This window comes from Seohaeicola saemankumensis (genome assembly GCF_042678485.1).
Classification (GTDB): Bacteria; Pseudomonadota; Alphaproteobacteria; order Rhodobacterales; family Rhodobacteraceae; genus Seohaeicola; species Seohaeicola saemankumensis.
The window spans coordinates 83,789-108,581 of the sequence record NZ_JBHTKR010000005.1 but is presented as its reverse complement, the minus strand read 5'-3'; the positions used below and the strand labels follow the sequence as shown (position 1 = coordinate 108,581).

General features: G+C 63.3%; 25 protein-coding genes. 14 read left to right on the top strand and 11 right to left on the bottom strand.

Translation table 11 applies throughout. The annotated features are described in order from the left end of the window. Positions 1-30: 30 nt before the first annotated feature. Complete coding sequence (locus ACFQ3C_RS12775) at positions 31-1,371, top strand: flavin monoamine oxidase family protein (RefSeq protein WP_380792374.1); 1,341 nt, start codon at positions 31-33, stop codon at positions 1,369-1,371. Between the two features lie 3 nt (positions 1,372-1,374). On the opposite strand, the gene ACFQ3C_RS12770 is transcribed toward ACFQ3C_RS12775, so the two are convergent. Beyond that, complete coding sequence (locus ACFQ3C_RS12770; RefSeq protein WP_380792371.1) at positions 1,375-3,903, bottom strand: ABC transporter permease; 2,529 nt, start codon at positions 3,901-3,903, stop codon at positions 1,375-1,377. Continuing rightward, positions 3,900-4,601: an ABC transporter ATP-binding protein gene (locus tag ACFQ3C_RS12765; protein ID WP_380792368.1), complete on the bottom strand. Its 702-nt coding sequence runs from the start codon at positions 4,599-4,601 to the stop codon at positions 3,900-3,902. The genes ACFQ3C_RS12770 and ACFQ3C_RS12765 overlap by 4 nt, the downstream gene beginning before the upstream one ends. A gap of 4 nt (positions 4,602-4,605) precedes the next feature. Here ACFQ3C_RS12765 and ACFQ3C_RS12760 point away from each other — a divergent pair, with 4 nt between their 5' ends. Next, positions 4,606-5,328 carry an arylesterase gene (locus tag ACFQ3C_RS12760; protein ID WP_380792366.1) on the top strand — a complete coding sequence of 241 codons (723 nt, stop codon included), beginning with the start codon at positions 4,606-4,608 and terminating at the stop codon, positions 5,326-5,328. A gap of 128 nt (positions 5,329-5,456) precedes the next feature. Here the strand turns inward: ACFQ3C_RS12760 and ACFQ3C_RS12755 are convergent, their stop codons facing one another. Next, positions 5,457-5,663, bottom strand: a complete 207-nt coding sequence (locus tag ACFQ3C_RS12755; RefSeq protein ID WP_068290543.1) for a cold-shock protein — start codon at positions 5,661-5,663, stop codon at positions 5,457-5,459. A 276-nt stretch (positions 5,664-5,939) separates the two neighbouring features. On the opposite strand from ACFQ3C_RS12755, the gene trxC reads away from it, so the two are divergent. Continuing rightward, positions 5,940-6,371, top strand: a complete 432-nt coding sequence (gene trxC / locus ACFQ3C_RS12750) for a thioredoxin TrxC (RefSeq protein WP_380792362.1) — start codon at positions 5,940-5,942, stop codon at positions 6,369-6,371. Positions 6,372-6,467: 96 nt separating this feature from the next. Here the strand turns inward: trxC and ACFQ3C_RS12745 are convergent, their stop codons facing one another. Continuing rightward, a complete protein-coding gene (locus ACFQ3C_RS12745) occupies positions 6,468-6,674 on the bottom strand; it encodes a cold-shock protein (protein ID WP_068290548.1) in 207 nt (68 codons plus the stop codon). Positions 6,675-6,973: 299 nt separating this feature from the next. Here ACFQ3C_RS12745 and ACFQ3C_RS12740 point away from each other — a divergent pair, with 299 nt between their 5' ends. Together ACFQ3C_RS12740 and ACFQ3C_RS12735 are read left to right on the top strand one after the other, a co-directional pair. Then, on the top strand, positions 6,974-7,234 hold the full coding sequence (locus ACFQ3C_RS12740; RefSeq protein ID WP_380792359.1) for a hypothetical protein: 261 nt from the start codon (positions 6,974-6,976) through the stop codon (positions 7,232-7,234). A 92-nt stretch (positions 7,235-7,326) separates the two neighbouring features. Further along, entirely contained in the window at positions 7,327-7,530 is a 204-nt protein-coding gene (locus ACFQ3C_RS12735) for a YgaP family membrane protein (RefSeq protein ID WP_380792357.1), read from the top strand. Positions 7,531-7,601: 71 nt separating this feature from the next. Here ACFQ3C_RS12735 and ACFQ3C_RS12730 read toward each other — a convergent pair whose 3' ends face one another. Then, positions 7,602-8,168, bottom strand: a complete 567-nt coding sequence (locus ACFQ3C_RS12730) for a L,D-transpeptidase (protein WP_380793325.1) — start codon at positions 8,166-8,168, stop codon at positions 7,602-7,604. 130 nt (positions 8,169-8,298) lie between these two features. Then, positions 8,299-9,954 (bottom strand): energy-dependent translational throttle protein EttA, encoded by a 1,656-nt coding sequence (gene ettA, locus ACFQ3C_RS12725; protein ID WP_380792355.1) that lies wholly within the window; start codon positions 9,952-9,954, stop codon positions 8,299-8,301. Positions 9,955-10,126: 172 nt separating this feature from the next. Here ettA and ACFQ3C_RS12720 point away from each other — a divergent pair, with 172 nt between their 5' ends. Together ACFQ3C_RS12720 and dacB are read left to right on the top strand one after the other, a co-directional pair. Next, on the top strand, positions 10,127-10,780 hold the full coding sequence (locus tag ACFQ3C_RS12720) for a nicotinate-nucleotide adenylyltransferase (RefSeq protein ID WP_380792353.1): 654 nt from the start codon (positions 10,127-10,129) through the stop codon (positions 10,778-10,780). A 9-nt stretch (positions 10,781-10,789) separates the two neighbouring features. After that, positions 10,790-12,289, top strand: a complete 1,500-nt coding sequence (gene dacB / locus ACFQ3C_RS12715; protein ID WP_380792351.1) for a D-alanyl-D-alanine carboxypeptidase/D-alanyl-D-alanine endopeptidase — start codon at positions 10,790-10,792, stop codon at positions 12,287-12,289. Positions 12,290-12,347: 58 nt separating this feature from the next. Here dacB and ACFQ3C_RS12710 read toward each other — a convergent pair whose 3' ends face one another. Further along, complete coding sequence (locus ACFQ3C_RS12710; RefSeq protein ID WP_380792349.1) at positions 12,348-12,983, bottom strand: hypothetical protein; 636 nt, start codon at positions 12,981-12,983, stop codon at positions 12,348-12,350. Positions 12,984-13,354: 371 nt separating this feature from the next. Then, positions 13,355-13,780, bottom strand: a complete 426-nt coding sequence (locus ACFQ3C_RS12705) for a tellurite resistance TerB family protein (protein ID WP_068290558.1) — start codon at positions 13,778-13,780, stop codon at positions 13,355-13,357. Positions 13,781-13,924: 144 nt separating this feature from the next. Here ACFQ3C_RS12705 and ACFQ3C_RS12700 point away from each other — a divergent pair, with 144 nt between their 5' ends. The 3 genes from ACFQ3C_RS12700 to ACFQ3C_RS12690 all read left to right on the top strand — a co-directional run bounded on the left by ACFQ3C_RS12700 (position 13,925) and on the right by ACFQ3C_RS12690 (position 18,377). Then, positions 13,925-15,499 carry a lysine--tRNA ligase gene (locus ACFQ3C_RS12700; RefSeq protein ID WP_380792347.1) on the top strand — a complete coding sequence of 525 codons (1,575 nt, stop codon included), beginning with the start codon at positions 13,925-13,927 and terminating at the stop codon, positions 15,497-15,499. Positions 15,500-15,560: 61 nt separating this feature from the next. Further along, positions 15,561-15,983: a DUF4864 domain-containing protein gene (locus tag ACFQ3C_RS12695; protein WP_380792344.1), complete on the top strand. Its 423-nt coding sequence runs from the start codon at positions 15,561-15,563 to the stop codon at positions 15,981-15,983. Between the two features lie 105 nt (positions 15,984-16,088). Continuing rightward, positions 16,089-18,377, top strand: coding sequence for a glycosyl hydrolase family 28-related protein (locus ACFQ3C_RS12690; RefSeq protein WP_380792341.1), 2,289 nt, complete (start codon positions 16,089-16,091; stop codon positions 18,375-18,377). A gap of 4 nt (positions 18,378-18,381) precedes the next feature. On the opposite strand, the gene ACFQ3C_RS12685 is transcribed toward ACFQ3C_RS12690, so the two are convergent. Both ACFQ3C_RS12685 and ACFQ3C_RS12680 read right to left on the bottom strand, forming a co-directional pair. Continuing rightward, positions 18,382-18,876: a HugZ family pyridoxamine 5'-phosphate oxidase gene (locus ACFQ3C_RS12685; protein WP_380792339.1), complete on the bottom strand. Its 495-nt coding sequence runs from the start codon at positions 18,874-18,876 to the stop codon at positions 18,382-18,384. 64 nt (positions 18,877-18,940) lie between these two features. Continuing rightward, positions 18,941-19,651: a hypothetical protein gene (locus ACFQ3C_RS12680; protein WP_380792337.1), complete on the bottom strand. Its 711-nt coding sequence runs from the start codon at positions 19,649-19,651 to the stop codon at positions 18,941-18,943. A gap of 155 nt (positions 19,652-19,806) precedes the next feature. Between ACFQ3C_RS12680 and ACFQ3C_RS12675 the strand changes: the two genes are divergently transcribed. From ACFQ3C_RS12675 to ACFQ3C_RS12660, 4 genes are all read left to right on the top strand, one after another. Further along, entirely contained in the window at positions 19,807-20,124 is a 318-nt protein-coding gene (locus ACFQ3C_RS12675) for an antibiotic biosynthesis monooxygenase family protein (protein WP_380792335.1), read from the top strand. Between the two features lie 89 nt (positions 20,125-20,213). Next, on the top strand, positions 20,214-20,621 hold the full coding sequence (locus tag ACFQ3C_RS12670; RefSeq protein WP_380792332.1) for a universal stress protein: 408 nt from the start codon (positions 20,214-20,216) through the stop codon (positions 20,619-20,621). A gap of 164 nt (positions 20,622-20,785) precedes the next feature. After that, a complete protein-coding gene (locus tag ACFQ3C_RS12665; protein ID WP_380792329.1) occupies positions 20,786-21,394 on the top strand; it encodes a rhodanese-like domain-containing protein in 609 nt (202 codons plus the stop codon). A gap of 91 nt (positions 21,395-21,485) precedes the next feature. Continuing rightward, the gene (locus tag ACFQ3C_RS12660) at positions 21,486-22,520 is read left to right on the top strand and encodes a glycosyltransferase family 2 protein (protein ID WP_380793323.1); all 1,035 of its coding nucleotides are present in this window, start codon (positions 21,486-21,488) and stop codon (positions 22,518-22,520) included. Positions 22,521-22,529: 9 nt separating this feature from the next. On the opposite strand, the gene uvrB is transcribed toward ACFQ3C_RS12660, so the two are convergent. After that, on the bottom strand, positions 22,530-24,707 hold the full coding sequence (gene uvrB / locus ACFQ3C_RS12655; RefSeq protein WP_380792327.1) for an excinuclease ABC subunit UvrB: 2,178 nt from the start codon (positions 24,705-24,707) through the stop codon (positions 22,530-22,532). Positions 24,708-24,793 lie beyond the last annotated feature (86 nt).

Here is a 24,793-nt window from a genome sequence, read left to right as displayed (position 1 = left end):
GAATGTTCACAACTGGTCAAGAGTGATGCGATGCCCCACCATCTGACGCGCCGCCCCTTTCTGGCGGGTCTCGCCGCAAGCCTTGCCCCTGTGTACCCTCGGCGGGCCGATGCCGCGCCTCGCCGCATTGCTGTGATCGGGGCGGGAATCGCCGGTCTTGCCGCCGCGCGGATGCTGGTGGATGCAGGGCAGCAGGTCACGGTGATCGAGGCGCGCGCCCGCATTGGTGGGCGCATACATACCTCGCGCCTCTGGCCGGATCTGCCCATGGATCTGGGTGCAAGCTGGATCCACGGGCGGCAGGGCAACCCGCTGACCCCGCTGGCGCAGGCCGCCGGTGCGCGGCTGATCGCCACCAGCTATGACGCGGCACTCCTGCTTGGCCTTGACGGCCAGGTGATCGACCCGGACCTCCAGCAGGCCCAGGCGATCCTGAGCCGCGCGATCGACGCCACCGGACAGCTGGACGCCGACACCTCGGTCTTGGCCGCACTGCAGGCATCGACCGGCTGGCAAATGGCCGACGCCGCACAGCGCCGCTTGGTAATGTATCTGGTCAACAGCCAGCTGGAGCAGGACTATGGCAGCCCGGCGCATCAGCTCTCGGCATGGTATGGGCAAGAAAGCGCGGCGTTCGGCGGACCCGATGTTCTGTTTCCGCAGGGGTTTGACCAGATCACCACCCATCTGGCGCGCGGTCTGGACATCCGCCTGTCCGCGCCCGTGGCGATGATCGCGCCTGGTCAGGTAAGTCTGATGGACGGGCAGCGCATCGCGGCGGATCACGTGATCTGCACCGTCCCGCTGGGGGTTCTGCAATCGGAACGGATCCGCTTTGCCGAGGCCCTGAAGCCTGGGCGGCAGGCCGCGATCAACGGGCTTGGAATGGGGCTTTTGAACAAATGCTGGTTGCGCTTCGACCGCGTGGCATGGCCGGATGACGTGCACTGGATCGGCTGGCTTGGTCCCAGGCCGGGGTATTGGGGTGAATGGGTGTCGCTGGCGCGTGCCGTGAAGGCGCCTGTCTTGCTGGGCTTCAACGCGGCAGAGGCCGCCGCATCGCTGGAAGGCCTGGATGACCGGGCCACGATTGCAGCAGCACTCCAGGCGCTGCGCGCCATGTTCGGCGCGCGCTTTCCCGCGCCCGTCGCGGCGCAGGTGACACGCTGGGCGCAGGACCCGTTCAGCCTTGGCAGTTACAGTTTCAATGCCGTGGGCACGGGCCCCGCGGCGCGGCAGGCCTTGGCCGGGCCTGATTGGAATGGCCGTCTGTGGTTCGCGGGCGAGGCCTGCGCGTCTGTCCATTTCGGCACAACGCATGGGGCGCTGATGTCGGGCAGAGCTGTCGCGCAGGGGATTCTGGACGGCTGACGCCTATTCCCTCGCCCGCAGCACCTGTGCCGGGCGCGCCGCAAGCGGGCGCCATGCAAAGGCAAGACCGGACAGAAGCGTGGCCAGCACGCCGCCCAGCACGATGGCGATGGCGGAAGGCCAGATCACGGTAAAGCTTGTCTGCATCACGTAATGGCTGACCGCCCAGCCGCCCGCAATCCCGGCGCCGATGGCAACGACACCCGCTGCCGCCCCCAGAAGGGCGGCGCGCAGGGCAAAGCTGCGTAGGATACGGCCACGGCTGGCGCCGAGGGTCTTGAGCACGGCCGCCTCGTAGGTGCGGGCCCGTTCGCCCGCCGCCGCGGCACCGATCAGGACCAGAAAGCCGGTCAGCAGTGTCGCTGCCGCACCATAGGATGTGGCCGCGGCCAGCCCTGCCAGAACCCCGGACACCTGATCGATGGCATCTCGCACCCGGATCGCGGTGATGTTGGGGGCCGATCCCGCCACGTCGCGCAGGATCTGCGCCTCGGCGGCTTCCTCGGCATAGACGGTCGAGATGAAAGTATGGGGTGCGCCGGCCAGCGCGCGTTCGTTCATCGTCAGAACGAAGCCCATGCCGCCGCTGGAGAAATCCACCTCACGCAGGCTGGTGATCGTGCCGGTGATGTCGCGGCCCAGTACGTTCATGGTCAGCGTGTCGCCCAGGCCGATGCCCATCTCGCGGGCTTCTTCCTCGGCAAAGCTGATCTGCGGGGGACCGTCGTAGTCATCGGGCCACCATTCGCCCGCAAGAATACGCGTGCCGTCGGGCATGGCCCCGGCATAGGTCACCGCGCGGTCGCCGGTGACCACCCAGTGATCGCCCGCCACCTCGCGCGCGGGGCGGTCGTTGATCAGCGTGATCACGCCGCGCAGCATCGGTGCGCTGTCGATGCGCGACACGGCGGGATCATTTTCCAGCCGCTCCATGAAAGCGGGCATCTGGTCGCGCTGGATATCGACGAAAAAGTAGGATGGCGCCACATCCGGCAGATCGCGCGAGATCGCGCCGCGCAGGTTCCCGTCGATCTGGCCGACGGCCGCCAGCACCGACAGGCCAAGCCCGAGGGAGAGCACGACAGACGTCGCTTCGTCCCGCTGTCCGCCGATGGCCGCCAGCGCCCAGCGCAGCACCGGGCGGCCCCTGGCCGCGCCGCGCATGCGTTTGGTCAGGGCGCGCACCCCAAACGCGGTGAGCACCAGCAGCAGCAAGGCGCCCAGAATGCCGCCTGCGGTCCATAGCGTCAGCATCGCCGCACCGGAAAAGGCCATGGCGGTGCCGATCAATGCGGCCAGAAGCAGCAGGATCACCACGAGCATCCGCAGCGGCGGCAATACCCGGCTTGACGAGAGCGCATCGCGGAACAGCGTGGCCGCGCGCACCTCTTCCGTGCGCGACAGGGGCCAGAGCGTGAAGATCAGCGCCGTCAGCGCGCCATAGATCGCCGCCTCCAGCAGGGGGGCGGGGTGGATGGTGAAGACGGCAGGCACCGGCAGGCGCGCTTCAAGAAACGGTCCTATCGCCAGCGGTATCGCTGCGCCCAGGATCAGGCCCATGGCGATCCCCAACAGGCTCAGCGCGCCGATCTGCAGGAAATAGGTCTGGAAGATCGTGGCACGATCCGCGCCAAGCGTCCGCAGGGTCGCGATGACGCTGGTCTTGCCAGCCAGGTAGGCGCGCACCGCGGCCGAGACGCCGACGCCGCCCACGGCCAGGCCGGACAGGCCCACCAGGATCAGGAACGACCCCAGCCGTTCAACAAAGCGCGCGACGCTGGGCGCGCCATTGCGACTGTCGCGCCAACGTGCGCCCGCGCCCTCGAACGCGGCCATGGCCTGCGCGCGCAAGCTGTCAAGGTCGCTGCCTTCGGGCAAAAGCATCCGGTATTCGGTGGAATAAAGCGATCCGGCGGTCAGAAGTCCCGCATTGGCAAGCGCATCCGTGGCGACGATCGTGCGCGGCCCCAGCCCAAAGCCGTCGGCGCCGGCATCGGGTTCGCGCATGATTGCGGCCACCAGGCGGAAATCCTGCGTGCCCAGGCGGAACGTGTCCCCGACCGCAAGGCCCAGCCGGTCGATCAGCAATGGATGCACCACGGCGCCGGGCAGGCCATCCGACCCCGCCAGCGCCTGCGACAGCGGCATCGCGGGCGAGAGTTCGACCTGACCGATCAGCGGATAGGCCGCATCGACGGATTTCACCTGTGTCAGACCGCGCTCGGCGGTATCGCCCTGGCCCTTGACGATCATCGACCGGAAATCCGTCACCTCGGACACGGCTTTTGCAAGGCTGTCCAGCACGGCGCGTTCTTCCGGCGTGGCGAAGCGATAGGTCAGATCAATCTCGGCATCGCCGCCCAGGATGGCCGCGCCTTCGCGGGCCAGGCCCGCCTCGATGCTGGAGCGCACTGATCCCACGGCGGCAATCGCCGCCACGCCCAGCGTCAGGCAGGCCAGGAAGATGCGAAACCCCTTGAGCCCGCCACGCAATTCCCGCGCGGCGAAACGTGCGGCGATCTTCAGGCTCATTCTGCGGCCTCGGCCTTGGTGGCGGCGTCCGTGTCGATGCGACCGTCGCGCAGGCGGATCACACGGTCGCAGCGTGCGGCCAGCTCGTCCGAGTGGGTCACAAGCACCAAAGTTGCCCCGTGCTTGTCGCGCAGCCCGAACAGAAGCTCGATGATCGCGGTGCCGTTGCTGCCGTCCAGGTTGCCGGTCGGCTCATCCGCCAGCAGGATGCGGGGCCGCGGCGCCGAGGCGCGCGCCAGCGCCACGCGCTGCTGTTCGCCCCCGGACATCTGCGAGGGGTAGTGATCGGCGCGGCTGGCCAGGCCCACGGCCTCAAGCTCGGCGCGGGCGCGGGCGAAAGCATCCTTGTGCCCGGCCAGTTCCAGCGGGGTTGCCACGTTTTCCAGCGCGGTCATCGTGGGAATGAGGTGGAAGGATTGGAACACCACCCCCATATGATCCCTGCGGAAGCGGGCCAACTGGTCTTCGGTCATGTTGGTCAGGTCCTGACCCAGGGCCGTGATCCGTCCACCGCTGGCGCGCTCAAGCCCGCCCATCAGCATGAGGAGAGACGACTTGCCAGACCCAGATGGCCCCACAAGACCCAGCGTTTCACCCTTCTGGACATCCAGCGAGATGCCGTGGAGGATGTCCACGCGGCCTGCGTTCCCATCAAGCGAGAGGGCCGCGTCAGTCAGCGAAATTACCGGAGATGTCATCAGTATGCGCCTGCTTTCAATTGCTTGTCTGACATATGGGGCCTTGCGGGCATGGGGCAAGGGCTACGCCGCCCTTGTTCTGGTGCTTGGGCTGGTCCTGGCCCAGGGGGCTGCCGCACAGCAGGCGCGTACGCTGCCGCTGTCGATCGTGGCTTTCGGCGATAGTCTGACACAGGGCTATGGCCTGTTTGAAGAGGAAGGCTTCGTGCCGCAATTGCGCGCCTGGCTTGACGCGCAGGGGCAGGCGGTGCGGGTTGTGAATGCGGGTGTGTCCGGCGACACGACGGCGGGCGGCTTGTCGCGGGTCGAATGGACGCTGACGCCGGATATCCACGGCATGATCCTGGCGCTGGGTGGCAATGACGTGCTGCGCGGGCTGGATCCCGCGGTGACACGCGCCAATGTCGAGGGCATCCTGAAGGCGGCGCAAGCGGCTGATGTGCCGGTCCTGCTGGTGGGCATGCAGGCGCCCGGAAATTACGGCCCGGAGTTCAAGACTGCCTTCGAGGCGATCTGGCCGGAGTTGGCTGAAACCTATGGCGCGCTTTATTTCGACAGTTTCTTCAAGGGTTTGGGGGAAGGCGACCTGTCAGCGGCACGGGCCTATTTTCAGGATGACGGCATTCATCCCAATGCGGAAGGTGTCGGTCTGATCGTGGATGCGATGGGGCCTGCTGTGTTGGAACTGATCGAGGCTGCGGCAGCCCGGCGCGACGACAACGGTTGATCCGGGTTGATCCGGGGGTGAACCTGGGTTGATCCGGGGGTGAACCGGCGCAGGTGGGTCACGGCCCGATGCAATGACAAAGGGGCCCCGCGACAGGACCCCTTTTTCGTCTTCGGTTGACCCGGTGATCAGGCCAGAGAGATGTTCACAGCGGATTCACGACCATCGCGGCCGGGTTCGATGTCGAACTTGACCTTCTGGTTGTCGGCAAGGCCGGTCAGGCCCGAACGCTCGACTGCCGAAATGTGAACGAAGACATCCTTGCTGCCGCCATCGGGCGCAATGAAGCCGTAGCCTTTGGTGGTGTTGAACCATTTCACGGTGCCAGTGGCCATACCGCATCTCCTTTACAGATATGCTGCCCGCACTGTGCGGCAGCCCGGCTAGTCAGTGCATAATCGAGGTACTGACCTGTGAAGGAGCAGGCTATTCGATATTGGTAACGTCGCATTCAGGATTATGTGGGCGGTCCAGAGTCGTTTCAAGAGGGATATTTGGCCGAAATCGCCTATTTTCAGGGCTTTTCATGCGGTTTTTTGCCGATAGGGGCCTTTTTTGGCGATTCGAAGATCGTATATTTATTGTCGAATATTTGCAGGGAGGGCGCTGTCATGGCATCCAGAAAATTGACCTGCCTGTCCTGTGGGCAGGTGAACCGCGTGCCCGAGGAACGGCTGGGCGCTGGTCCCAAATGCGGAACATGCGGCGCAGGGCTGATCTCGGGCAAGGCGGTCGAGATTGATCTTGCCACGCTGCAAAAGGCCGCGCGCAATGATGATCTGCCGCTTGTGGTCGATTTCTGGGCGCCATGGTGCGGGCCTTGCCGGATGATGGCGCCCGAATTTGCCAAAGCGGCGGATTCATTGGCGGGGCAGGTCCGGATGGTCAAGTTGAATACCGAGGAAAATCCCCAGGCCGGCGCGCTCTACAATATCCGGGGCATTCCGACGATGGCGGCTTTCGCCGGCGGGCGCGAGCGCAAGCGCCAGTCAGGTGCGATGCCCGCGGCGGGGATCGTGGACTGGGTCAAGGGCGCGGTCTGACGGTCGCGCCCGAGGCTGCAAGACCAGTACGAAAAGCAAAACGGGCGCGCAGTTTCCTGCACGCCCGTTTCCGTTCACGCCCCTAAGGGCGATACATCATGCCAGCGAAAGGTTGGTCGCGGATTCGCGGCCATCACGACCTGCTTCGATGTCGAAGGTCACTTTCTGGTTGTCGGCGAGGCCGGTCAGACCCGAACGCTCGACGGCCGAGATGTGCACGAACACATCTTTGCTGCCGCCATCGGGTGCAATGAAGCCGAAGCCTTTGGTGGTGTTGAACCATTTCACGGTGCCAGTAGCCATATCCGTGTTCTCCTGTCTTGTGTCGCCATCCGCGTCAGTGCGATGGCCCGGCGTTGGTCGGTCTGGATCGAAGGACTGAGCGCCGTTGGACGGAAGACAGTGGTCGAAAAAGAATAACGTAGCAGGGCCGCGTATGGCAGAGTGGTGCCCATAAGGCAAGGATATTCGGGACTTTCGCGCGATCGGGCAGATTTTGCGCCAAATGTCTGAAGTTTTTGCGATCCGCCCTCGACATTTTGGGGTTTCGTCACATCTCGCAGCTATCAAAAGCATTTGGATGAGTTGAAGGATCGGCAAGAATGGATGGAGGATTCATGATGGCACGCGAGGATGAAGCGAAGCGGCAGGCTGCTGTGCGTGAGGCGGCGATGGCCTCGATCCGGCGCAAGGACATGGCGCAGATGGCTGGCGGTCATGCGGTCATGGCGGGCCTGTTGGGGTTCGGCGAGGCGGCTGAGGGCAAGGGCCTGTTCCCCAAGATCGTGCATGGCGCCAAGCTGTTCTGCATCGCATTCGCCTTTCTGACGCCGAATTATCTGGTTTGGCACGTTTTGCTGTAATCGTATTCCAATACTTGAATGTCAAAGTGATCTGGTCTATATTCGGGTCAACGCGGGCGCATGGTGGGCCTGCCCCGGACAAGGATCAAGAGATGACACTCGATCGTAGCGTGATGATGTTTGCAGGTTTCATGGTTTTGCTCAGCGTGGTGCTGACTGCGGTGGTTTCGCCGCTGTTCATGTGGTTCACCGTTTTCATCGGCGTGAACCTGATCCAGTCGTCGATCACGGGCTTCTGCCCCGCAGCGACTGTGTTCCGCAAACTTGGCGTCAAAAGCGGCTGCGCCTTCAAATAAGGTCGCGCGGCAAAATGAAAAAAGGGGGTGCCAGTGGCGCCCCCTTTTGTTTTGTGGCGAAACTGTGTGGATCAAAGAACCGTGACGACCGTGCCGACGGGGACGCGTTCGTAAAGATCGATCACATGGTCGTTGATCATCCGGATACATCCGTTCGATACCGACCGGCCGATGCTTTGTGGCTCGGTCGTGCCATGGATGCGGAAATAGGTGTCGCGCCCGTTCTGGAACAGATAGAGCGCGCGCGCCCCCAATGGATTGCCCGGCCCACCCGGCTGGACATAGTCATTGTCGATGAACTTGGCGTAGGCGCGGGGATCACGTTCGATCATCTCGTTCGTGGGGCGCCATGTCGGCCACTGTTTCTTGACGTCGATCGTGGCTGTGCCGGTGAATTCCAGCCCGGCCTTGCCGACGCCCACGCCATAGCGGCGTGCCCGTCCCGCATCTGTCACGAAATACAGAAAATGCGCGCGCGGCAGCACCAGCAACTGACCCACGCCATATTTGGCGTCGATGGTCACATCCTGCGGCGCAAACCGCGGATTGAGGGTAAACGTCTTTGCCTGGGCAAATACCGTCTGCGGCAGGGTCGCGGCAGCCAGGGTCGAGGCGATAAAAGAGCGGCGCGTGATCATGTCGGGGTCAAATCCTTGTTGGCTATACCAAAGATGTGCCATTCCCAGAGGATTCGATCAAGGCGCGGCAACCCTTGTGCCTTGTTTTGGGGGCGGATCGTGCCTTTCGGACCAATCCGCCCGCCCTTGTTCAGCGGGTGAACTTCTTGAACTTGATCCGCTTGGGTTCCAGCGCGTCGGCGCCAAGGCGGCGTTTCTTGTCTTCCTCGTATTGTTCGAAGTTGCCTTCGAACCATTCGACATGGGCATTGCCTTCGAAGGCCAGGATGTGGGTACAGATCCGGTCCAGGAAGAAACGGTCGTGCGAGATGACAACAGCGCAGCCCGCGAAATCCACCAGCGCATCTTCCAGCGCGCGGAGGGTTTCGACGTCAAGGTCGTTGGTCGGTTCGTCAAGCAGCAGGACGTTCCCGCCCGAACGCAGCAGGCGCGCCATGTGCACCCGGTTCCGTTCGCCCCCCGACAGAAGCGAGACTTTCTTCTGCTGGTCGCCGCCCTTGAAGTTGAAAGCCGAGCAATAGGCCCGCGCGTTCACTTCGGCATCGCCCAGCTTGATGATGTCCTGCCCGTCGGCGATGGCTTCCCAGACGTTTTCATTGGGGTTCAGATCGTCGCGGTTCTGATCCACGTAGGACAGCTTGACCGTGTCGCCATATTCCACGGTGCCTTCATCGGGCTGTTCCTGCCCCGTCAGGATGCGGAACAGCGTGGTCTTGCCGGCGCCGTTGGGGCCGATCACGCCGACGATGCCGCCCGGCGGCAGAGAAAAGCTCAGATCCTCGATCAGTAGCTTGTCTCCCATGTGTTTCTTCAGCCCGTTCACCTCGATCACCTTGTTGCCAAGGCGGGGACCGTTGGGGATGACGATCTGGGCATTGGCCAGCTTTTCGCGTTCGGACTGGCTGGCCATTTCGTTATAGGCGTTGATACGGGCCTTGGATTTGGCCTGCCGCGCCTTTGCGCCTTGCCGCATCCATTCCAGTTCGCGTTCCAGCGTCTTCTGCTTGGACTTGTCCTCGCGCGCTTCCTGCGACAGACGCTTGGCCTTCTGTTCCAGCCAGCTGGAATAGTTCCCCTCATAGGGTATGCCGCGACCGCGATCCAGTTCCAGGATCCAGCCCGTGATGTCATCCAGGAAGTAACGGTCATGGGTGACGATCAGGATGGTGCCCGGATAGGCGATCAGGTGGTTTTGCAACCAGGCGATGGTTTCGGCGTCAAGGTGGTTGGTCGGTTCGTCCAGAAGCAGCATGTCGGGCGCTTCCAGCAGCAGTTTGCACAGCGCCACGCGGCGCTTTTCACCGCCCGACAGCTTGGTCACATCGGCATCATCCGGCGGGCAGCGCAACGCCTCGAGCGAGATGTCGATCTGGCTGTCCAGGTCCCACAGATTTTCCGCGTCGATCTGGTCCTGCAGGGCGGCCATTTCATCCGCCGTCTCGTCGGAATAGTTCATCGCCAGTTCGTTGTAGCGATCCAGGATGGCCTTTTTCTTGGCCACGCCCAGCATCACGTTGCCGCGCACGTCAAGCGAGGGGTCCAGTTCCGGCTCCTGCGGCAGGTAGCCCACGGTCGCGCCTTCGGCGTGCCAGGCTTCACCCTGGAAATCCTTGTCCATGCCCGCCATGATCTTGAGCAGGGTCGATTTACCCGAGCCGTTGACCCCGACGACACCGATCTTGACGCCCGGCAGGAAGTTCAGGTGGATGTTCTCGAAGCATTTCTTGCCGCCGGGGTAGGTCTTGGACACACCCTGCATGTGATAGACGTATTGATAGGCTGCCATTCGGATCGCTCCTTGAGGGGAATGCGTGGATTTGGCCCGTAGATAACGATCAAGGGGCGCGGGGGCAATGCGCCGCGAAGGACAGACCCGCCCCTGATTGACAAAGCGGGCGCGGCGTTGACAACTGCGCCCCCGGATGTCGCGGCAGGACGGGGCCCGGAACGGAGACATGATGCGCCACGAGATACCCCATGCACGCCCCGGTCAGGTGATCGGGCTTCTCGGCGGATCGTTTGATCCGGCCCATGCGGGGCACGTGCATATCACCCGCGCGGCGCTGCGGTTGTTCGGGCTGGACCGGGTCTGGTGGCTGGTCAGTCCCGGCAATCCGCTGAAGGCGCGGGGGCCCGCCCCCATGGCGGACCGGATGGCGCGCGCCCGCGCGCTGATCCGCGATCCGCGCGTGATCGTCACCGACTTCGAGGCGCGTGCCGGCACGCGCTATACGGCGGAAACCATCGCGGCGTTGCAGGCGACCTATTCGGGCGTGCGCTTTGTCTGGCTGATGGGGGCGGATAACCTTGTGCAGTTCGATCGGTGGCAGGATTGGCGGCAGATCATGGCGCGGGTGCCGGTCGGCGTCCTGGCGCGGCCGGGGCAGAACCTGCCGGCGCGGGCCAGCCGCGCGGCGCGGACCTTTCATGCCGCACGGATCAAGGCCAAGTTCAGCCGGGCCCTGGCCCATGCGGATGCCCCGGCCTGGTGTTTCGTGAATGTGCCGCTGCGGGATATATCGTCTTCGGCGATCCGGGCGCGCGGGGGCTGGATGGCGGGGCAGGTGCCTCACGCGGATGTGGGCTTGTCTGGTCAGGGCCGGGACGAGTAGGATTCAGGCATGAGTGATTTTGTTTCCAGACGTGGTTTCCTTGCCGGTTCGGTCGCGGCGCTGGCCTTGACGGGCGTTCCCGCCTGCGCGAATGCGCCTTCACAATCGCTGCGCCCGGCCTTGCGGCCGGCCGGGGGGCTTGCGGCCACGGTGCCTGCGGCCGATGCGCTTGTCAGCAAGGCGCAATTGGGTGGCGAGGTGGTCTATGCCCTGGCCGATGCGGACACCGGCCAGATGCTGGAGGCGCGTCAACCGCAGCGCGGGCTGCCCCCCGCCAGCGTGGTCAAGGCCCTGACGGCGATCTATGCGCTGGATGCGCTGGGCCCCTCGCATCGCTTTGAAACGCGACTGATCGCAACCGGGCCGGTGCAGAACGGGATCCTGTCCGGCGATCTGGTGCTGGCGGGCGGTGGCGATCCCATGCTGGATACCAATGCGCTGGCCGAAATGGCGGCCAAGCTGAAAACGGCCGGGGTGCGCGAAGTGCGGGGCCGCTTCCTGGTCTGGGGCGGTGCCTTGCCCTATGCCCGCGCGATCGATGCGGAACAGCCTGAACATGTGGGCTATAACCCTGCCGTGTCCGGCCTTTCGCTGAATTTCAACCGGGTGCATTTCGAATGGAAACGCAACGGGCAGGGCTATGGCATCACGATGGATGCAAGATCGGATCGTTACCGGCCCGATGTCCGCGTGGCGCGCATGTCCATCGTGGCGCGTGAACTGCCTGTTTATACCTATGCCGATACGCAGGGTGTCGATCAATGGACCGTGGCGCAGTCAGCCCTGGGCAAGGGGGGCGCGCGATGGTTGCCCGTGCGACGCCCCGACATCTATGCGGGCGAAGTGTTCCGCACGTTCGCAGGCGCCCATGGAATCCGGTTGCCCGCCGAGGGTGCGGCCCGCAGCCTGCCGGGCGGGACGGTGCTGGTGCGCCAGCAAAGCCTGCCGCTGCCCGAGATCCTGCGCGACATGTTGCGCTATTCCACGAACCTGACCGCCGAGATGGTGGGGCTGGCGGCTACGCTTGCCAAGGGCGGGCAGCCTGGGTCGCTGGCGGCATCGGCCAATGCGATGAATGCCTGGGCCGCGTCGGCGCTGGGCCTGTCGTCGCCGTCGCTTGTCGATCACTCGGGGCTGGGCGATCAGTCGCGTCTGGCTGCGGCAGACATGGTGGCGGCCCTTGTGCGGGCGCGCCGGCAGGGGATGCTGCCTGACTTGCTGCGGGCCTATCCGCTGAAGGATGAGAAAGGGCGCAAGACGGACGCTCATCAGGTCAAGGTCAACGCCAAGACCGGCACGTTGAATTTTGTCAGCGGTCTTGCGGGCTACATGGCCCGAGACAACGGGCGCCCCCTGGCCTTCGCGATCTTTGCCGCCGATGCCAAGCGGCGCGACGGCATCCCGCGCGCCGAACGTGAACGCCCGGCCGGTGCACAGGGCTGGAACCGCCGTGCCAAGGCCCTGCAACAGGACCTGATCGAGCGTTGGGGCACGCTTTACAGCGCCTGATGCGATCGCGCCTGATGCGACGCACCGTTTGCAGGCGCGCCACATCAGGCCGTGATCGTCAGAAGTTGTAGGAGACGCCCAAGGTCAGGAAGGGCAGTATCTTGACATCGCTCAGGTCCCGGTTCGCCTGGGCCAGATCGGCGTCGAACTGCGCCCGTCTCACGGGGTTGGTGATCGCATCCTGCCCCGTCGTGGTCAGTTCCAGGCTGGTGATACGCGCGCCGATTTCCGCAACGATACCCCAGTTATTGCCGAAGGACCGGGCATATCCGATGGCCAGCACCGGCGCCACCTCGCGTTTCTGCTGCATCTTGGCGGTGAAGTTGCCGGTATAGCTGTTGCCTTCGATGGTCAGGGTCGAGGCTGTACCTTCAAGCTTGTATCCCCCCAGCGACACACCACCCGACAGCCGGAAGCCGCTGTTGCCAAGGCCGTAATCAGCCATGATCGCGGCAGAGTTCGACGTCAGCTTTCCGTCGATGTCGTTACCGTCCAGGTCGAACGTATCCGAAAACGAACCCAGATACAGCGGTACGCGTGCGCTCCATGGCCCGGCGATTTCGACCTTCGGTGCGATGTAGAGGCCCAGGGTGGACAGGCCGCCCTCGACCGTGAGGTTCTCAAGGCTTTGCGCCGATGCACTTGCCGCGACACCAGAGGCCAACAAGACCCCTGCAAAGAATGCGTTTTTCAAGACTGGTTACTCCGACACTCACAAACACTGTTGAAATCAAGGCTAAATCGAATCAAATCGAGTGATCAAAGGCTAGGTCGGCCAGGAAAACCTCGCAACCATAGATTACATGCCCGGAGACGGGCAGCGTGACACGTCACATTGCAGCAACAGCGATCGTCCGGCGTCAGCCGGGGGCGCCGATGATCGAGACGGGGCAAAGGATCAACAAGCCGGTGGCAAGACATGCGGGGCGCTGCATCGCGACCTCTCTTCGGGATGGGTGGGTGAACAGGGCGATGGATCAAACCGTTCACGTCAACGACCAAGGTTTGCCGCATATGCGATGCCGTTCACCCCGGGAAGGGCCGGTTTTCAGGGTGAACTGGCGTTCAGGCCTTCATGTGTCGGGCGCGCGCACCGCGTTCGATCGCGGCGGCGTGCAGCCGGTCGATATTCAGCTCATAGCGGATTTCTTCCAGCAGGCGCAGCTCGGTCTCGAGGATCCTGCCATCGGCGGCAGCCACGTCGCAGGCCAGGGCATAGGCGGTTTCGAACAGGCGTTCCGGAAGATTGTCGCGCACCAGCCCGAACAGGGCATCCAGCCCGTCTTCTTCTGAAAACAGATCGAACACGGTCTGCGCGGTCAGGTTCATCCGGTCGATGTCATAGTCCCCGAAGATCGGCAGATGGTTCACCGCGGCCTGGATCCGCACCAGTTCCGATGTGCGGATGCTTTCATCCGACAGGGATACGGCGATCATCACGGCAACCAGGCAATCCTGCGGGCTGAGAGGGTGGGGCAGTTGATCCGTCATGGCAGGTCCTGAAATTTGGGCGAACAAAGGCGTGTTGCAGCGCAGAATATTGACTGTCAGGGGGCGTAGCAATAGGAAGCCACGATTGACTCCGCGCGATCTGCGCGGTTCCCCGCCTGCTGTCCCGATATGATGGAGACTGACATGACCGATTTGCGCGATGCCGCCCTTGCCTCGAAAGCCTGGCCATTCGAAGAAGCGCGCAAACTGGTCAAACGGTATGAAAAGGCGGCGCCCGCAAAGGGTTACGTGCTGTTCGAGACAGGCTATGGCCCCTCGGGCCTGCCGCATATCGGCACCTTCGGCGAGGTGGCGCGCACCACGATGATCCGCCGCGCGTTCGAGCTGATCTCGGACATCCCGACACGGCTGATCTGTTTTTCGGACGATGTGGACGGGATGCGCAAGGTCCCCGAAAACGTGCCCAACCCCGAGATGCTGCGCGAGCATCTGCAACGCCCGCTGACGTCCGTGCCGGATCCGTTCGGCCAATATGAAAGCTTCGGCCATCACAACAATGCGATGCTGCGGCGTTTCCTGGATACTTTCGGGTTCCAGTACGACTTCATCAGCGCGACCGAGTTCTACAAGTCGGGCCAGTTCGACACGATCCTGCTGCGCGCGGCAGAGCGCTATGACGCGCTGATGGAGGTGATGCTGAAATCCCTGCGTGAAGAACGCCGGCAGACCTATTCGATCTTCCTGCCGATCCATCCCGAAACGGGCCGCGTCATGTATGTGCCGATGAAGGAGGTGAATGCCAAGGATGGCACCATCACCTTCGATGACGAGGACGGGCGCGAATGGACGCTGCCGGTGACGGGCGGCAATGTGAAGCTGCAATGGAAGCCTGATTTCGGCGCGCGCTGGGCGGCGCTGGATGTGGATTTCGAGATGTACGGCAAGGATCACAGCACCAACACGCCGATCTATGACCGCATCTGCGAGATCCTGGGCGGCCGCAAGCCCGAGCATTTCACCTATGAGCTGTTCCTGGATGAGAATGGTGAAAAGATCAGCAAATCCAAGGGCAACGGTCTGACCATCGACGAATGGCTGACCTATGCCAGCACGGAATCGCTGTCGTATTTCATGTATCTCAAGCCCAAGACCGCCAAGCGGATGCATTTCGACGTGATCCCGCGCGCGGTGGACGAATATCATCAGCAGCTGCGCGCCTATCCCGATCAGGATGCGGCCGGAAAGGTCAACAACCCGGTCTGGCATATCCATGGCGGCAACCCGCCCGAGAGCCACATGGTCGTGCCCTTCTCGATGTTGCTGAACCTTGCGTCGGTGTCGGCGGCCGAGAACAAGGACAAGCTGTGGGGCTTCATCCAGCGTTACGCGTCGGACGCCACGCCCGAGGCCAATCCCGACATGGATCAGGCGGCCGGTTTCGCGGTTCGCTACTACAACGATTTCGTCAAGCCGCATAAGGTTTACCGCGCGCCCAGCGACCTGGAGCGTGAGGCGCTGATCGACCTGCGCGACCAGCTGAAGACCTGGGAGGGCGGGCTGGATGCCGAGGCCCTGCAAGGCCTGGTCTTTGCCGTGGGCCGCGACCGGTTCGATCCGCTGCGCGACTGGTTCACGGCCCTCTACGAGGTGCTTCTGGGTGCAAGCCAGGGCCCGCGCTTTGGCGGGTTCATCGCCCTTTACGGCGTGGATGAAACCGTGGTCCTGATCGACCGCGCGCTGGCGGGCGATCTGACCTGAGGGATTGACGCGCCGCCACCCCGGTCTAGCTGATCCCTCGTGACATCGCGGAGGATCGGCCATGACGTTTTTGCAGGCATTGGGACGGATGGTGGCGCTGCTGGTGCTGGCCTTGTGGTTGGGCACAGGTGCCGCAAAGGCGCAGGAGCGCGGGATCGAAGACACGATCGGGCAGCAGCTTGAGGCGTTCAAGGCGGATGACTTCGGCGCAGCCTTCGATTTCGCAAGTCCCTCGATCAGGAATATCTTCCGCACGCCCGAAAATTTCGGCGCCATGGTCCGCCAGGGTTACCCGATGGTCTGGCGGCCGGCCGAGGTCACCTATCTGGAACAGCGCGAGATCGCAGGTGCGATCTGGCAGAAGGTGCAGATCGTTGACGGGGCCGGGCGGGTGCATGTCCTGGATTACCAGATGATCCAGACACCCGAAGGCTGGCAGATCAATGGTGTGCAACTGCTGAAACAGCCCGAGGTCAGCGCCTGATCCGCAACCGGGCACCGTCACGGTGCCATCGGGCTTCGTTAATGACTCGTTGATAGATCCCTGACCAGCCGGGCGCGATGCCGGCCGTGATGGAAAGGGATCCTGATGAACAAAGCGATTACCGATGGCGTGGTCTTGATGCCCCCTCCGTTCGAGGCGGGGCTTGACGTGTGGTCCAGCCAGGACGGCACGCCCGGTTCGGACACCTATCTTTCGGCGGCCAACGCCGGGTTTGTTCCGGCGGATCAGGATTTTGCCGGCTGTCTCGAGATGCAGAAGACCCAGACCGTGCAGCGCCTGCGCTACATGGGGGAAACCCCGCTGCTGCCGGGCTGCTACCTGAAGATTACGGCGCGTGTAAAGGCGATCAGCGGTGCCTTGCCCACGGTGCGGATTGCCGGATGGGCCGGGGGCGCGGGCGGGGTCAATGTGGCCGGTGTGCCGCAAACCGGGCCGGCTGTCGCATTGCAAAGCTATGGCCGCGTGACCGAGGTCAGCGCGATCGTGGGCGCGGGCGCGCGGTCTGGCGTGGATATGGTCTGGGGTGGTCTGCCGCTGTACGGTCATTTCGGACTGGACCTGACCGGCGCGAATGGCGGGATCGTGCGGATCGACGATCTGGTGATCGAGGATATCACATCGGTCTTCCACCGCGACATGATGAACTGGGTCGATGTGCGTGATTACGGGGCCGTTGGCGATGGCGTTGCCGATGATCGCGCGGCCTTTGTCGCGGCTGATCAGGCGGCGGCGGGGCGGCGTATCCTTGTCTCCAACGGCACCTATCGGATCGGGCAGAGCCTTACGATCAACAGCCGGATCCAGTTCGAGGGCAGGCTGACCATGCCGACCGAGGCGATCCTGTCGCTGACCAGGGATTTCGACCTACCCGCCTATATCGACGCTTTCGGGGACGAGGTGCTGGGCTTCCGCAAGGCGTTCCAGGCCCTGCTGAACAACGTGGATCACGAGTCGCTGGACCTGGGCGGGCGGCGCATCCAGCTGCGCGCTCCGATCGACATGGCCGCCGCCGTGCCGAACCGTACGCAATTCGCGCAGCGCCGCCATATCCGCAACGGGCAGTTCTTCGTCGAGGAGAATGCCGCCTGGGCCACGGATGTCTTCACCTCGCAGGCGACCTATGCGCTGGGCGACCCCCTGCGCCTGACCGGGGTGGCCAATGTCGCCAATATCCCCGTGGGATCGCTGATCGAGGGCAACGGCGTGGGGCGCGAGGTCTATGTCCGCGACAAGAACGTGGGCACCGGCGAGATTACCCTTTCGATGCCCTTGTTCGATGCGGCCGGCACGCAGACCTACACGTTCCGCCGGTTCAAATATATCCTTGATTTCAGTGGCTTTTCGCAACTGTCGCGGTTTTCCATGTCGGATATCGAATTCCTGTGTGGCGGGCGCGCCAGCGGGATCATGCTGGCCCCCACGGGCCTGACCTTTCACGTCAAGGATTGCTTTTTCACCACGCCGCGTGACCGTGGCATCACCTCGATCGGGATCGGTTGCCAGGGGATGCTGATCGACCGCTGCCAGTTCCTGTCCAACGAGATCCAGACCCGCGCGCAGGACCGCGCATCGATCGCGTTGAATTGCAATGCCAACGACGTCAAGCTGCGCAACAACCGGATCACCCAGTTTCGCCATTTCGCGGTGCTGGGCGGCACGGCCAGCATCATTGCGGGCAATCACTGGTTCCAGGGCGATGATGAACCGGGCGGCGTGCGGACCGGCGGCCTGATCCTGACCTCAAGCCATAACCGTGCGACGATCATCGGCAATTACATCGACAACTGTTTTATCGAATGGACCAACGAGCATGATCCCGAACCCGCCTTCAGCAGCGAGTTTTCGTTCAGCGCGCTCAGTGTCACGGGCAATATCTTCCAGGCGATTGACGTGGCGCCGTGGTTTCGCTTCTTCGTGGTCAAGCCGCATGGGGCAGGGCATTTCATCAGCGGTCTGACGATGACAGGCAACGTGTTCCGCGCGATCCGGGGTGATATCGACCGGGTCGAACATGTCGATACCTCGTTTGCCGATCTCGACTATGGCCGGATGCGGAACATCCTGGTCCAGGGCAACCTGTTCAATTCCGTGGTGCAGGGGATCGTCAACCCTTTCGCGATCCAGCACACGCAGAACACGGCCGCCGAAACATGGGTGGTCAACGCGGCCGGCCCGCTGCCGTTCGGTGGTTTTGTCCAGCAGGTCGAGGCCGTCGTGGCGCGGGGGCCCATCCGCAACACCTCCAACGTGATCCGCTACGAGATGCCCCATGCGGTGACCGAACAGGGCCCTGCGCGCAACCAGGTCCATCTGGGCTGGCCCCAGGCCGTGACAGGCGCGGTATCGGTGATGGCGCGGATGGACAATCCATGACGGCTCAGAAGCCCAGATCATCCGCTGTCAGCACGAAGGCGCGTCCGAACCCGCCGTTCAGATAGGCGCGCTGCACGTCGAACCGCGCAAAGGAAAAATCGGCAAAGCCGATATAAAGCCTGGCCTTGGGGTGGTCGTGCAGCCAATGCGCGGCCACCTCGGCATGTCCGGCTTCGCCCTGTCGCAAGAAATGGGCCACGGCCTGAAGGGTCAGGCGTGGATGGGTCAGCGGGTCGCCCCGTGGCCCCGGCTCTCCCAGCAGGAGCGATGCGGAGGGGTTGACCTTCAATGCGCGCGTATGATGCGACAGGTCGGACACCAGCGTCGCGGGATGGCCCTGTGGCGTCTTGCCAAAGGCTATCCGCGTGACCATGGGCGATCCTGTTTCCGGGTCGATCACGCCAAGGGCCGCGTGCCGCGCCTGCGCGATCAGCCCCCGCGCCAGGTTGCGGGCTTCGTCATCCGTCGGGCGGATCGGGCTGGGTTTGTCGGTGCTCATGCCCATAGATTAGGGGCGCGTCGGAAGCGGGGCAAGCGGCGCGGTCTGCCCGGCGGCAGGGGCCTCAGAACGTGGTCCAGACACCGAACTTCAACCCGCGTTCGCGCGTGTCCCGCAGCCCCCTGTAGAAGCCGAATTCAAGCCTGGTCCGGTCGTTGATCCGGTATGTGACCGAGGGGGCCAGCCGCAGAAAGCTGGGTTCGGGGACAATCCCCTCGGTCTGAAGCTGCAAAAGGCTCTCGTGCAGATCGACCAGACCGGTCTGGAGTTGCAGCATCAGGGTCCAGTCCGAGGGCGGGGCCTCGGCCTGTCCGGTCATGACATGGGGTGTGAACCCCAGCGTGATATCCGCCTTGAGATCAAGGCGGCGGGTTTCCAGATCCGCCTCCAGCAGAGTGTCGATCGACAGCCAGCCCTGGCCCATGCGGGTGGATATCTCGTGTCCGAAGGACAGGCCGGGGCGCAGCACGGGTTGGCCTGCGATTTCGCCCAGTCCGATCTCGCCCGCCGTCAGCAACCCGAGCGTCCGCCCAAGCGGCGCGCGGAGGAAGACCACCGCCTTTGTCTGGCCCGAAACGCTGCGGCCCGCATCCAGCCCAATGGTCAGACGCGGCAGCAGGCCGTATTCAGCGAAAAGCGTGGCATAGCTGTCGGTGTCGTCCACCCCATGCCACACGCCGGCACTGGCAAAGCCCGTACCGGCCGCGCGCGGCCAGGCGCCGGCATTGGCATGCCCGGCTAGCAGGCAGCAGAACATGACCAGCAACCGCCCCATCAAGGGAACCCTCCACCGGCACAGGATCATCCGGGAAGGTGAATCAATGGTTAACACCGCCGTCTTTGGAGCGGGTGCGTGTCATGTTATCATGTCGGCGGCGGGTTGCGCTGGCCGCAGCCGCCGCGCCCATTGCAGGACAGGGAGGACCAGACATGCCCAGCATCAAGACACCCGCCGATTGCCAGACCGTGATCACGACCTTCGAAATGACACCGGGCACCTGCCAGGATCTGCTTGAGGCGTTGAATGCCGCCTATGCCGAGTTCATCTCGAAGCAGCCCGGTTTCATTGCCGCGGGGCTGCATGTCAACGATGCCCAGACGCGCATCGCCAACTACTCGCAATGGCGCAGCCGCGAGGATTTCCAGGCCATGTTGCGCACCCCGGACATGCGCGCGCGCAACCGGACCCTGGCCGCGCTGTGCAAGACGTTCGAACCTGTCATGTATGATGTCGTCGCGACCTACTGACCCTGGCCATTGCGCGGATATGACATGGATCAAGGACCGGCATGGGTCTGTGGTGTCTGATGATCGCGCCATCACAGGAGGAAAACCCGATGTACAGGAATATCATGGTGCCGATTTCGTTCGATGAGGATCGTGACGCCGAAGGCGCGATCGGAGTGGCCAAGGCACTGGCCAGCGAGGGCGCGAAAATCACCCTTCTGCATGTGATGGAACAGATTCCGGGCTATGCGATTTCCTACATGCCCCCCGAATACATCACGGAAAGCCGCAAAGCGATCCAGACCGAGCTGGAGGCCATGGCCTCGGGCGCGCCGGGGGCTGAAGCGGTTCTGGTCGAAGGGCATTCGGGCCGTACGATTCTTGACTGGGCCGACAAGCACGGGGTCGATTGCATCGTCATCGCCTCGCATCGTCCCGGCATGCAGGACCTGCTGCTGGGGTCGACCGCCACGACAGTGGTGCGCCATGCGGGCTGCGCGGTGCATGTCCTGCGCTAGCGGGCGTTGCGCCATCACGGCGCGGGCGGACATGGATATTTGAAGCAAGAAGAACGCAGGGCCCGTGTGCGCCGTCCGGCCCGTGCCGGTGTGATCGGCCCCTGTAATAGGCCCGTGTGATCGGCCCGTGTGTTATGCCCGGGCGACACGAAGGAGAGAAGACCATGTGCCCACCTATCCTGACACTCGCGCTGGCCGCGATCCTGTCCGTGCTGGCTTTGACACCGGGACAGGCCGAGCAGCCGGGGCCCGTCAACATTCGCCCCGATATTCCCAGCGTGACCGTCCAGACCGAGACGGGCCCGGTCGAGATCGGGCGCATTCAGGATAATGACCACGAGGTGACGGGAGAATGGGCGCGGACCTCGCGTGCCTGCCCGCCGTTCTGCATCCAGCCGATGAGCCCCGCCGATGGCGTCACCACGATCGGTGAGCTGGAGCTTCTTGAGATGCTGGCCGATCCCGATGTGCTGGTGATCGACAGCCGCACGCCCGACTGGTTTGCCGGTGGCAGCATCCCCGGTGCGGTCAACATGCCCTATGACCGGATGGTGGACCGTTTGGGCGAGTTGGGCTGCGAGCCGGATTTCGACGGTTGGGATTGCGAGAACGCGCGCCGCGTGGCGCTGTTCTGCAACGGGCTGTGGTGCGGGCAATCGCCCTCTGCCATCCGGGCGATGATCGCCACGGGCTATCCGGCCGACCGGATCAGCTATTACCGGGGTGGCATGCAAAGCTGGCGGGTTCTGGGGCTAAGCGTGACCGGAGAGTGAGGCGCGGTTTTTCTGGCATTCGAGGGGGCCGCCCTTTATGATCTGATCTTGCCCTGTGCGGGGCGGTTTGTTGCGAGTGAACAGGGTCCCGATGTCAAAGAATTTCAAGGTTGCGCTGGTCGCGATTGCCGCGAACGAAGCGGCCTATATGGCGCAATTCGTCTATCATCATTTGCGGATGGGGTTTTCGCCCATCATCCTGATGACCAACAATTCCGAAGACGACACGGCCGTGATGGCCGCGCAGATGGCTGCGCGCCTGCCCGAGGTCATTCACATAGATGCAGACCCCTGGCGTGAGGTTTGGCCTATCAATGAGTTTCAGAAGCGCGCCTATCAACTGGCGTTGCACATGATCGACGGTATGCAGGTGAAACCGGATTATGTGATGTTTCTTGACGTCGATGAGTTCTGGGTTCCCCTGACAGGTGACACTACGGTGTCAGCCTATATCAACCGTCATGATGCGCCGGATACCATGATGTTCAACTGGGTGGTGCCGGACAAGGACGATGCGCCTTTCAGCAATGCTTTCGTGCCCGATTTTGTCGGCGTGCCGCATAATCACATGAAGATGCTGTGGCGCTACGGGGGAACTGTTACTGTTCTCAACGCCCATGTCGTCACGGCCCCTGAATTTCAGCGCGAGATTGTCGTGTCAGGACGTCCCCTGACCGGCCGCCATGCTACGCTAGGGGCGCCGGATCATCCCGGCAACGGCATGATCCTGCATCAAATGTTTCGCAGCCTTCCCGAATATGTTGCAACGCTGGAGCGTGGCAATCCCGCCGACGACAGGCCTTTCAAGATGAACAGATGGGGGTTCAGGCATGTCATCAGAACGGGCAAGAAGGTGTCCGTGCCACTTGGACCTGAGGTCTGCAAGGCTTGGGAGCACGATTTCCCAATATGGCTTGAACGCTTGGGGCTTTCGCTGTTGCTTATCGCAGGCCGTCGCAATGCCATTGAGCGCGCCGCCCGTGGTCTTGAACTTTACCTGTCAATGACCGAGGCGGACAGAGAACCCTATCGGAACCCGTTTCTGTTCGTCGACTTCGATGCGGTGCAGGGTTTCGTGTCGCAAACCTTGTCAGATCCGGTGCGCCACCTTCACCGAATCCCTTGACGTCGGCCCTCAACGCCGCCGTGGCCTTGCCTTGCCGCCGCGCATGCCGCCGCGGCCGGCGGTGGAGCGGCCTTGCGAGGTGGTCGAGGCCTCGACAGCCGCGTCGATGGCGGATTGGCGCGCCATCGGGTCGTCGGCGATGGCAAGATCCACGGCTTCCAGGCGCTTGACCTCGTCGCGCAGGCGCGCGGCCTCTTCGAACTCCAGGTTCTCGGCGGCCTTGCGCATGTCGGTACGCAGCCCTTCCAGCACGGCCTTGAGGTTCGCCCCGGCGAGCGGCTTGTCGACCCTGGCGGTCACGCGGTTCATGTCCACATCGCCCTTGTACAGACCGGCCAGGATATCCTCGACGTTCTTCTTCACGGTCTGCGGCGTGATCCCGTGTTCGATGTTGTAGGCGACCTGCTTTTCGCGGCGGCGGTTGGTTTCGGCCAGGGCGCGTTCCATGCTGCCGGTGATGCGGTCCGCATACATGATCACGCGGCCTTCGGCGTTGCGCGCGGCGCGGCCTATGGTCTGGATCAGCGAGGTTTCCGAACGCAGGAATCCTTCCTTGTCGGCGTCCAGGATCGCCACCAGCCCGCATTCCGGGATATCCAGCCCTTCGCGCAGCAGGTTGATCCCGATCAGCACGTCGAAAGCGCCCAGCCGGAGGTCGCGCAGGATTTCGATCCGTTCGATCGTGTCGATGTCGCTGTGCATGTAGCGTACGCGGATGCCCTGTTCGTGCATGTATTCGGTCAGGTCCTCGGCCATGCGCTTGGTCAGGGTGGTGCAGAGCGTCCGGTAGCCCTTGGCGGCGACCTTGCGCACCTCGTCCAGCAGGTCGTCGACCTGCATCTCGACCGGGCGGATCTCGATCTCGGGGTCGATGAGCCCGGTGGGACGGATCACCTGTTCGGTGAAGACGCCGCCGGCCTGTTCCAGTTCCCAGGCCGCAGGGGTCGCGCTGACGAAGACCGATTGCGGGCGCATCGCGTCCCATTCCTCGAACTTCAGGGGGCGGTTGTCCATGCAGGAGGGCAGGCGGAACCCGTGTTCGGCCAGAGTGAACTTGCGCCGGTAGTCGCCTTTGTACATGCCGCCGATCTGCGGGACGGACACGTGGGATTCATCGGCAAAGACAATGGCATGATCGGGGATGAATTCGAACAGGGTGGGGGGCGGCTCGCCCGGGGCGCGGCCGGTGAGGTAGCGCGAATAGTTTTCGATGCCGTTGCAGACGCCTGTCGCCTCTAGCATTTCCAGATCGAAATTCGTGCGCTGTTCCAGCCGCTGCGCCTCCAGCAGCTTGCCATCGTTCACCAGAAGATCCAGCCGCTGGCGCAGCTCTTTCTTGATGCCGATGATGGCCTGCTGCATCGTGGGCTTGGGCGTCACGTAATGCGAATTCGCATAGACGCGGATCTGGTCGAATGTGTCGGTCTTCTGCCCTGTCAGCGGATCGAATTCGGTGATGCTTTCCAGGTCTTCGCCGAAGAAGGACAGCCGCCAGGCGCGATCTTCCAGGTGGGCCGGGAAAATCTCAAGGCTGTCTCCGCGCACCCGGAAGCTGCCGCGCTGGAAGGCCTGATCGTTGCGTTTGTATTGCTGGGCGACCAGGTCGGCGATGACCGCGCGCAGGTCATAGCGGCCGCCAACCTTCAGATCCTGGGTCATCGCGCCATAGGTCTCGACCGAGCCGATGCCGTAGATGCACGAGACCGAGGCCACGATGATCACGTCATCGCGTTCCAGCAGCGCCCGGGTGGCCGAGTGGCGCATCCGGTCGATCTGCTCGTTGATCTGGCTTTCCTTCTCGATATAGGTGTCGCTGCGCGGGACATAGGCTTCGGGCTGGTAGTAGTCGTAGTAGCTGACGAAGTATTCCACCGCGTTATCGGGGAAGAACCCCTTGAATTCGCCATAAAGCTGGGCCGCCAGCGTCTTGTTGGGGGCCAGGATGATGGCGGGGCGCTGTGTTTCCTCTATGATGCGGGCCATGGTGAAGGTCTTGCCCGTGCCGGTCGCGCCAAGCAGCACCTGATCACGTTCGCCCGCCAGCACGCCGGCTGTCAGTTCTGCAATGGCGCGGGGCTGGTCGCCGGCCGCCTGGAATTCGGTCTTCATCACAAACCGCCGGCCGCCCTCAAGCTTGGGGCGGTTTTTCACATCTGGAGCGGGGGCATGCAGGACCGGCTGGGTCATGGGCAGAGATTCCTTTTCAGAGAGCAGAGATTGACGCCTTCGCCGCCTGTTTCAACCCCTGTCGCCCGGTTGGATGCGGGCGCGAA